This is a genomic window from Vibrio sp. V42_P2S4T144 (assembly GCF_009904715.1).
Classification (GTDB): Bacteria; Pseudomonadota; Gammaproteobacteria; order Enterobacterales; family Vibrionaceae; genus Vibrio; species Vibrio alginolyticus.
Genome location: NZ_WXWS01000488.1, coordinates 1 through 8,944, shown reverse-complemented (window position 1 = coordinate 8,944; position 8,944 = coordinate 1). Strand labels below are relative to the sequence as shown.

At 48.2% G+C, this 8,944-nt stretch carries 9 protein-coding genes; 5 read left to right on the top strand and 4 right to left on the bottom strand.

What is annotated here, in order from left to right:
- A partial coding sequence (ehuR, locus tag CAG68_RS16180) for a MocR-like ectoine utilization transcription factor EhuR (RefSeq protein WP_237667887.1) occupies positions 1-1,406 on the top strand: 1,406 nt, incomplete at its 5' end.
- Positions 1,407-1,426: 20 nt separating this feature from the next.
- Here ehuR and CAG68_RS16175 read toward each other — a convergent pair.
- Positions 1,427-2,449: a helix-turn-helix domain-containing protein gene (locus CAG68_RS16175; RefSeq protein ID WP_161441366.1), complete on the bottom strand. Its 1,023-nt coding sequence runs from the start codon at positions 2,447-2,449 to the stop codon at positions 1,427-1,429.
- Positions 2,450-2,580: 131 nt separating this feature from the next.
- Here CAG68_RS16175 and CAG68_RS16170 point away from each other — a divergent pair, with 131 nt between their 5' ends.
- From CAG68_RS16170 to CAG68_RS16160, 3 genes are read left to right on the top strand one after another with little or no spacing between them, the layout of a single operon-like run.
- A complete protein-coding gene (locus tag CAG68_RS16170) occupies positions 2,581-3,342 on the top strand; it encodes an SDR family NAD(P)-dependent oxidoreductase (protein WP_054729341.1) in 762 nt (253 codons plus the stop codon).
- Positions 3,343-3,382: 40 nt separating this feature from the next.
- The gene (locus CAG68_RS16165; RefSeq protein WP_054729339.1) at positions 3,383-3,895 is read left to right on the top strand and encodes a 2,4'-dihydroxyacetophenone dioxygenase family protein; all 513 of its coding nucleotides are present in this window, start codon (positions 3,383-3,385) and stop codon (positions 3,893-3,895) included.
- A gap of 4 nt (positions 3,896-3,899) precedes the next feature.
- The gene (locus CAG68_RS16160) at positions 3,900-4,958 is read left to right on the top strand and encodes a zinc-binding dehydrogenase (protein ID WP_161441365.1); all 1,059 of its coding nucleotides are present in this window, start codon (positions 3,900-3,902) and stop codon (positions 4,956-4,958) included.
- A gap of 83 nt (positions 4,959-5,041) precedes the next feature.
- On the opposite strand, the gene CAG68_RS16155 is transcribed toward CAG68_RS16160, so the two are convergent.
- A complete protein-coding gene (locus CAG68_RS16155) occupies positions 5,042-6,166 on the bottom strand; it encodes an alkene reductase (protein WP_161441364.1) in 1,125 nt (374 codons plus the stop codon).
- A 10-nt stretch (positions 6,167-6,176) separates the two neighbouring features.
- Positions 6,177-6,806, bottom strand: coding sequence for a glutaredoxin 2 (grxB, locus tag CAG68_RS16150; RefSeq protein ID WP_137282799.1), 630 nt, complete (start codon positions 6,804-6,806; stop codon positions 6,177-6,179).
- Between the two features lie 198 nt (positions 6,807-7,004).
- On the opposite strand from grxB, the gene CAG68_RS16145 reads away from it, so the two are divergent.
- A complete protein-coding gene (locus CAG68_RS16145) occupies positions 7,005-7,940 on the top strand; it encodes a LysR family transcriptional regulator (protein WP_053304585.1) in 936 nt (311 codons plus the stop codon).
- On the opposite strand, the gene CAG68_RS16140 is transcribed toward CAG68_RS16145, so the two are convergent.
- Positions 7,893-8,804: a LysR family transcriptional regulator gene (locus CAG68_RS16140; RefSeq protein ID WP_161441363.1), complete on the bottom strand. Its 912-nt coding sequence runs from the start codon at positions 8,802-8,804 to the stop codon at positions 7,893-7,895. The two genes, CAG68_RS16145 and CAG68_RS16140, sit on opposite strands and share 48 nt — an antisense overlap.
- Between the last annotated feature and the right edge of the window lie 140 nt (positions 8,805-8,944).

Sequence of the window (8,944 nt, the reverse complement as noted above, 5' to 3'; positions counted from 1 at the left end):
CAATTTCTTTGAACCCGATCATTCGGCCAGGCACCGCTAAATACATCTCCATTGGTAACTATCTTGTCGAATGTGTCCGCAGTGGTTATCTAAAACCGGGTACTCGATTACCCACACATCGTGAGTTTGCAGAACAAATTGGCGTCAGCGTACAAACGGTGAGCCATGCATATGGTTATGCAGAGAAAAAAGGGGCGATCGAGTCTTGGGTTGGGAATGGTACTTTTGTCAAATCAGGTTTTGTGGATGAAAGTACGGACACGGAGTTCATGCTGACACAAGAGATGAAAGAAACGCCGGATGAAATTGATATGTCGATTGCACATCCAGTGGTGACCGATCGCCACATTACGCTTTTTAATCAGGCGTTAATGGAGATTGCTGGGCAAACAAACAATCGTGGTTTGATCAGTAAAGCAAAGCCGGTAACAGGTCAGCCTCATCATATTGAGTCAGGAGCACGATTTCTAAGTAGCCAAGGGCTGGATGTGGGTGCCGATCAAATATTACTCACAAATGGTGCATGCCATGGTTTAACGTTGGCTTTAAGCACAGTTGTTGAACACGGTGATTTAGTTGCTTGTGGTCACTTGGTTGATCATGGCTTGATCTCTCGCTCGAGAATGCTTGGATTTAAGTTGCAACCACTTGAAATGGATGAGTTTGGTATAACGCCGGATGCATTTGAATGGGCATGTAAACACAAACCAATCAAGGTATTGTGTTGCACACCTAGCATGGCTAACCCGACTAGTGCGCATATGGATCTTGCACGCCGAGAGGCGATAGCGAATATTGCGCAGCAATACGACATCTATGTCATTGAAGATGACGTGTATGGAGCACTAGAACCTAACCGTGTCCCACCCCTTGCCACATTGTTACCCGAACAAGCTTTCTATGTAACCAGTTTAACCAAAGTTGTAGCGCCAGGCATGCGCACTGGCTATCTGACGGTCCCACGTCATTTTTTGCAGCACGCGATTGGTCGTTTAGCCGCAACGAGTTGGTCTGCGACTCCATTACCATTTGAAGTTGCTCATTTGTGGATCGAGAACGGTACGTTAAATCGACTTATTCGCTTTCAAGTCAATGAGTTTGCTAAGCGACAACGAATAGCAAAAGCCGCTTTAGAAGGGCATGTTTATAGCTCGCACCCGAATGGACAGCACATTTGGTTGAGACTACCCGAGCAGTGGAATAGCGATGACCTGGTTGCTTCGGCAAAGCGTTCAGGGGTGCAGATTACGGGATATAAACCGTTTGTTCTCGATACAAATCAGCCAATGCCTTACGTGCGAATCAGTTTGGGAGCAGAAACAAACCGAGGCTACATCAAACACGGGTTATCTGTGATTGCTGAAATTCTCGATACCAACCCTCCCACCTCACACTTTTTGGTCTGAGCGATAGGTTATTTATGCTTTTATCTGATGGGCTTAAACGTTTGTAACTGAGTTTTTTCTTGTCGCCATTGTCTCGGCGATTTCCCCGTCCAACGGCGAAAGTGGCGGCTGAAGACCGCAGTTTCTGCATAGCCCAGTTGCAACGCGATATCGGTAATACTCTGAATATTCTCATGCAATCGCTGTTCGGCGAAATCCTGACGCACTTGTTGTAAAAGCTGCCGATAATTTGTGCCCTGTTGTTTCAGCTTGTTTTGCAGCATTCTCGGATGCAGGTCCAATGCTCTTGCAACGCGCTCAACGCTGCATTCTCCGGTTGAGAGCAGACGGCCAATCATGTTTGCTGCTTGGTCACTGAGATTGTTGGGGTAACGGGTTTGCAGCTCTTTGAGGTGCTGTTGAAAATGGCGCTCTAGGGCGTCTTCATCTTGGTGGTTCTTAGCGTTAAGCAGAGTCGCTTTAAGTAGGATACCGTCAAACTTATCACCGAAACGCAGTTTGCTCTGCTGGGCAAATTCACTCTGTTCTGTCTCGAAGCTCGCGTGTTGGGTGAGGTGTAAAGAGAAGTGACTTGCTTCAATATCAAGCAGACTGGCAATAAACATCGCCAGATGCGACACACTGAGCTGCATCAGCTGTGCGATACCTCGTTCGCTGTGCACATCAATATTGAGCGACAACCGTACCCAATCATCTTGTGGCGTCATGTTGAGAGTGACCCCTGACGAATGCAGATAGAGAAAATCATTCACCCGCGCCAAGGCTTCACCGACCGTTTGCGCCCGGGAAACCAGCATTGGCAAGTCTCCCAAGCTCTGTAGGTTTTGACGCTCGGAGAGCAACACGCCAAACAGCGGTTGCTGACAACGAGCAGCCGCTTCCCCCAGCAATTCAGCCAGCCTAGGGTAGGCGAGATACGTATCGGGATTGCGAAACTGCGCCGCAGACAGGCCAACAGCGGCCATTATCTCTTGCGGATTCTGACCTAATTCTGAAACCAAGCTATCAAATTTATCAGCAGCGCCACTTCGTACGATATACATGTCTCGATTTTAAAATGTTAACAGGTTGTAAATCGCAATATATCAAATTTACTTCGTAAAAGGTCAAGTGAGTGCCAGTGAGTTGATCTAAGTTACATTTCGATAACAACAACGCATGGATGAGAAGCAGTATGGAACTTATCAATAAAACTGCCATTGTGACTGGGGCAGCTGGTGGAATTGGCCAAGCCATCATTGCAAAGCTGAGAGAGCAAGGAGCCAAAGTGCTTGCTGTCGATATTTCAGAACAATCATTGCAAATGTACACAAGTTTTGACCCAAAGCAGTTGGGAACCTTTGTCGCGGACGTCACCGATTACCAACAAGTTGAAGCTATGGTGAAGTGCGCGGTTGAACAGTTTGGCTCGCTTGACATCATGGTCAACAACGCGGGCATCGGTGCACCGAAACCTCTGCTTGACCACGACCCAATTGCCGATTTTGAGCCGATCTCTAAGGTCAACCAAAATGGCGTTTACTACGGCATTCTTGCCTCTGGAAGACAATTCCAAGCGCAAGACACGCCGGGCGTGATCCTCAATACTTCTTCTGTTTACGCACGAATGGCGTCTGAGATGACCTTTACCTACAACGTCAGTAAAGCCGCAGTCGATATGATGACCAAATGCGCCGCATTAGAACTCGCACCATTGGGTATTCGTGTTTGCGCTGTCGCTCCGGGACGCGTTGATACTCCGATGTTAAGGCAATACGAAGAGATTGGCCTGTGGGACCACATCCGCAAAGAACAGATGCGTCAAAACTTCACACAACCAGAAGAGATTGCTGATGTGGTGGCGTTTCTGGTCAGCGAGAAAGCCAACTGTATCAACGGCTGTACCGTCAGTGCATCTGACGGCTTCGAGAATTTTAAGTACCCACTCATGGGATAGGCGAGCACGCCACATTACAGCAATAGCGAGGATGTAAGTTATGTCATTACCAGAAGTTATTCAGCATCAAGATTTCCTATTAACTCTTAATACCAATGAGGAGTCGCTCATCAAAGACGCGCTACCGGGTGTGGATGTTTACCCATTGTTTCTTGATCCAGAAAACGGTACGTGGGTGATTCGCGCCAAGTTCAAACCGGGCGTGACTCTACCTAAGCACTTCCACACTGGTGTGGTGCACTTCTACACACTGAGTGGCGCGTGGCACTACATCGAGTATCCAGACCAAGTCCAAACCGCTGGTAGCTACTTATATGAGCCAGGTGGTTCGATTCATACCTTTCACTGTCCAGAAGAGTCGGGTGGTGCAGATGGTTTTATGGTGATCACTGGTGCAAACATTAACTTTGACGAAGAAGGTAACTTCATCAACATCATGGATGCAGGTTGGATTGAGCAAGTTGTTATTGCAACAGCGAAAGCACAAGGCTTCACCGCGCGCTACATCAAACCGGGTGCGATTGCTGGTCTCAGCGATGAGCTAGCGGAGTAACCCCATGCAACAGATGAACAGTATCATAATGCAGGATGGTAGTGTCCGCCTGAAGCAAGTCGGAATCCCCAAACCCGCAGCGGGACAAGTGTTGGTTCGTAGTCTAGCTTGCGGTATTTGTGGCTCCGACCTTCACATTACTCGACACGCGGATGAGGTATTTGATGTATTCCACCAGCTCGGGTTGATGCCTGATGAAGCCGGTGAGCACGCTCAAGTGATGTTAGGGCACGAGTTCTGTGCGGAAATTGTCGAATACGGTGCTGACACTCAGCAGACGTTGGCTGTTGGTCGCCGAGTCACCTCAGTGCCGATGTTGCTCAGTCAAAATGGCGCGGGCGTTGGTGTCACTCCAGGTACTTATGGTGCTTACTCTGAGTACTTCCTGCTTGATGAAGCGTTATTGCTACCTGTCCCAGACGGAATGCCGTCTGAGGCGGCGGCATTGACCGAACCACTGGCAGTCGGTTTGCACGCGGTCAATCGCAGTGAAATCGAAACGGAAGAAACCGCGCTGGTTGTCGGTTGCGGCCCTATAGGGCTGGCGGTGATTGCTGCACTGAAACAACGTGGCGTGAGCAATATTCTTGCGGTCGATCTTCAGGAAGAGAAACTGCAACTTGCTAGTGAGTTTGGCGCAAATCGATTGATCAACCCGACCAGGGAAGACGAGATCGCCGTTGGTGAACAGTACGCGATGAACTCACGTCTGGTCATTTACGAGTGTGTTGGCAAGCATACTTTGATTGACGATTTTCTGCGCCGCGCCCCTGCCCGAGCGCGAATCGTCATCTCGGGTATCCATACTACACCCGCAATCATTAACTACGCGTACGCGACGGTAAAAGAGCTCGATTTGAGATTCTCTTACTACTACCAACCGCACGAGTTTGAGCAATGCCTACAAGCGATTGCCGAACACACGTTGCCTTGGCAGAAAATGCTCACCGCCAAAGTGGGAATCGATGGTGTGGAAGATGCGTTTAGACAGTTAATGACGCCAAATGACCACATCAAAGTCGTTATTGAACCTTGGCGCTGCGGCGCGTTAGAAGTGATTTAACTCTTAGCCAGATTAAGCTAGCTAAAACCAATTTTAGTTTGGTGACAGCCCCAACCGTAGCAGCTAGGTTGGGGCTTTTTTTGTTAGGCCTGTTCTGCGCATTCCTGTTGCAGAGCAGGGTAATCGGTGTAGCCTCGTTCGTTTCCGCCAAACAACGTTGAGCCATCGAGTTCTGCCAACGGATGGTGATGTTGCAATCGAGAGACCAAGTCTGGGTTTGCTACGAATGGTCGTCCGAATGCGACAAGATCCGCGTAGCCTTTCTCTAACACTTCGTTTGCTCGTTGAGGATCGTAGCGACCTGCGACAATGATAGCGTTGCGAAAGCGCTTTCTAAGTTCGATTCGAAACGTCTCGGGAATCGTTGGTGCATCGGCCCAATCGGCCTCGGACAAGTGCAAGTAGGCAATGTCGCGCTCCTGTAGCTGTTTTGATGCCTCTAGGATCGTTTGCACGATATCTGGGCAGTCCATATCTTTAAACGTAATGAATGGTGCCAATCTCACCCCAACTCGATGCGCACCAATAGCGGCGATAACTGCATCCACTACTTCGATAAGAAAACGGATACGATTTTCTCGTGAACCGCCGTAGTTGTCTATTCGATGGTTTGAGTTGGTTCTTAAGAACTGATCGATCAGATACCCATTCCCGCCGTGGATTTCTACACCATCAAAACCCGATTCAATGGCGCGTTTGGCTGCGTTCGCGAAATCACCGACAACTCGGTTGATATCCGCTTGTGTCATGGCGCGAGGCTCAACACAATCGACCATATTGCCGTTGCCTTGTTCATCTGCAATCCAAACTTGCGTCTCTACCGGAGCGAGCGCAGATGGTGCGATAGGCTGTTCACCATTTTGGAATGTTGGGTGAGACACTCTGCCCACATGCCATAGCTGACAAAACATCGCTGAGCCTTGTGATTTGACCGCTTGGGTCACACCCTGCCAGCCCGCCACTTGCGCATCGGTGTAAACGCCAGGGGTGAACGAATAGCCTTGAGAATCGTCCGAAATTTGCGTGGCTTCGGAAATGATCAGCCCGGCAGAAGCGCGCTGTTGATAATACGTTGCCATCATCTCATTCGGGATGTTGCCCGGCTGAGTGGTGCGTGCGCGAGTCATTGGTGCCATGACAATACGGTTTTGTAGTGACAACGCTTTCAGTTGAGCTGGTTCAAACAGCTTATTTGTTCTTTGTTTCATGTTGCGCTCCTCAGATAAGTACTGGCACGTTGGTCGCTTTACGAGCGGTTGCCATCCAGTGAAGTACGGCTGGATCCCATTGCACTTCGGGCGCACTGAAAAAACCGCGTAGAATGGAGAACATAATGGCCTGATCAACCAGTGACGTTTGCTTTTCTGAACTTAGGTTGAGCAAGGGTTTGGTTTGTTCTATCAAAGCGGCGACTTCTTTCGCAATCGCAGGTGTATCGTTAATCAAGGCTTCAAAATTTAACGCTTCGGTTTCTTTTTTTGCACGCCATGCTTGTTTAGCGGTTTCTGTTGCAAATTCCGGTAACGTCATGTTTGACCAACGCGGATACCCGACTTTTTGTAGCGGTAAAAACGCTTGTTTTTGCCAGTCTAAAACCGGTGCTGAGGGTTGGCTGCTTTCATTGGAAGATGCCAATTCAAGGAAGTAGTTGATGATGTCTAAGCTTTCCGCCATGGCTTCACCATCGTCTTTGATCAAAAGAGGAACTTGTTTTGCGCCGATGAGGTTTGTGGTGGTGCTCTCGTCGTCATAAGCAATGTTGATGACATCGAGCTGAATATTCAGCATGCCTGCAACAAAACGGACGCGTGCGCTAAAGGGGCAATGTTCATAAATGTACAGTTTCATTTTTGTTTCCTATCTCTTGGCTGGGCAGGGCGTGTTGTTGTGCGTTGAACAGCGTTACGGCGTTTAACTTTGCCCTGTCACATAACGTTCTGGGTCTAAACAATGTCGATAGGGTCAGTATATGGATTCGACTTAATTTGATAATTGGGTTATATCTGAATTGATTATTCAGTTTTTCCAAATAATAAGGGCGCGAAGGTGGATAAGTTTTCGGATATGACGTTGTTTGTCAGCATCGTTAAACATCAAGGTCTGGCAGCGGCGGGAAGGGAGTTAGGTTTGTCTCCGGCGACGGTAACGGCAAGGCTGCAAGCGATAGAAGAACGCTATGGCGTAAAGCTGCTCAACCGAAGCACACGCCACGTATCACTCACGGACGCAGGGGCAATGTACCATCAAGCTTGTCTGAACATCATTGATAGCGTGAAAGAGACGGAAAACTTGCTGCAAACGGGTATTTCGCAAGTGCGCGGAACGTTGAAAATTTCAGCTCCACGAGATATTGGCAAACAAATTATTTCGCCGATGGTGTCGGCTTTTTCTGAGCAATATCCGGATGTGACGCCTTATCTTTATCTTAATGACAATTTATCGAACTTGGCTGAATCGGGGCTCGATTTGGTGATTCGTTATGGCGAGTTAGCGGACAGCAATCTCATTTCGCGCAGGCTGGCGTCGAGTCAACGCGTGCTGTGCGCATCACCTGACTATTTGTCGAAGCAAGGTGTCCCAAACTGTCCACAAGATCTCGCGGATCATCGCTGCTTAGCCATGGTGCGCAGCAATGAAGAATTAAAAACGTGGCACTTTAAAGATGAAGAGTCTCACCAATCGATCACGGTCACGCCAAAGCGATTTTCTGATGATGGTGAAGTGATTCGACAATGGGCGTTGGACGGTGCGGGGATTGCATTGAAATCGATTTTAGATATTCAGCAAGACCTCAAAAAACAACGTTTAGTAACGGTTTTGGATGGGTATATGAAAAACTTCAGCGCCTTTTCGCAAGGCGCTGAAGCGGATCTACATGTCATTTATCAAAGCCGCCAATATCAACCGAAAAGAGTTCGCCTGTTTTTGGACTTTCTAGTTGAGCAATTTAGCGCGCTGAGTGATGCTAGCAATCAGATCTAGATGCGATTCAGAGGTTTCTCGGCGGTGGCGATAAATCCCGACGGTGCCAGGGTTTGGTTCGTTTTCCATGGTTAAGCATCGTAAGCCAAAGGATTCCAAATACGGTTTGAGGTGGCCGGTATAAGACATCACCGCGACGCTTTCTTTCAGTACATCAATACTGGCGAGCAGAGAATCCACTTCGTAAGTCGGTCTGTCATCCAGTTGCTGCCTTTCGCGTTCATTTTGCTTCGGGATTGGGTTATCGATGACGTGAGCGAATTTCTTCGCGTCATAAGTGACCGAAAGAGCGGGGTATTCGTGCAGCATATCTTCGGTGACGGTTTTCCCTAGAAGTGGGTGGTTTGGGGAAACAAAATAGGCATCAACCGTTTGAAATAGCGGAATAAACGTAACATCACATTTAGACGACAAGCCGACAATCTCGTGGCCGATGAAGAATTCAATCTGTTCGCTGATTAATGAATCCATCAAGCCTAAGTGGTTGCCAAATTCGACGTGCGTAGATGCCGATGGCTGCTTGCTCAGATGTTCATTGAGTGCTTTTTTGACGAACAGCGGCCACCACGCATCGCCAGTACCCATTTTAATTTTTCCGACTTGATACTGTTTCCGTTCATCAATGCTTTGCATCATTTGGTTGTATTCATGCTGCATCGCGTTGCTATGGCGATAGAGGATGCGTCCGTATTCGGTCAACACCATGCCATTAGGATGACGTTCAAACAGCGTCACGCCGAGATTCTCTTCCAGCTTCTTTAAATTGCTTGTTACCGTTGGCTGGCTTAACCCTGCCATTCTTGCCGCAGCGCTGATGCTTTGGCAGCGTGCAACCAGTAAAAATTGCTGCAGAGATTTGTCCATTTTCTTTCCCCTCTAAGAACGAGGGGTATTTTGCACAATTTCATTTATAAATCACAAATCTGTAATCTCATTTGATTGAAATTATGCGCATTTCATAGATCTACATCACTGTTGGGGTCTGACGTATAGATGTTATCTAT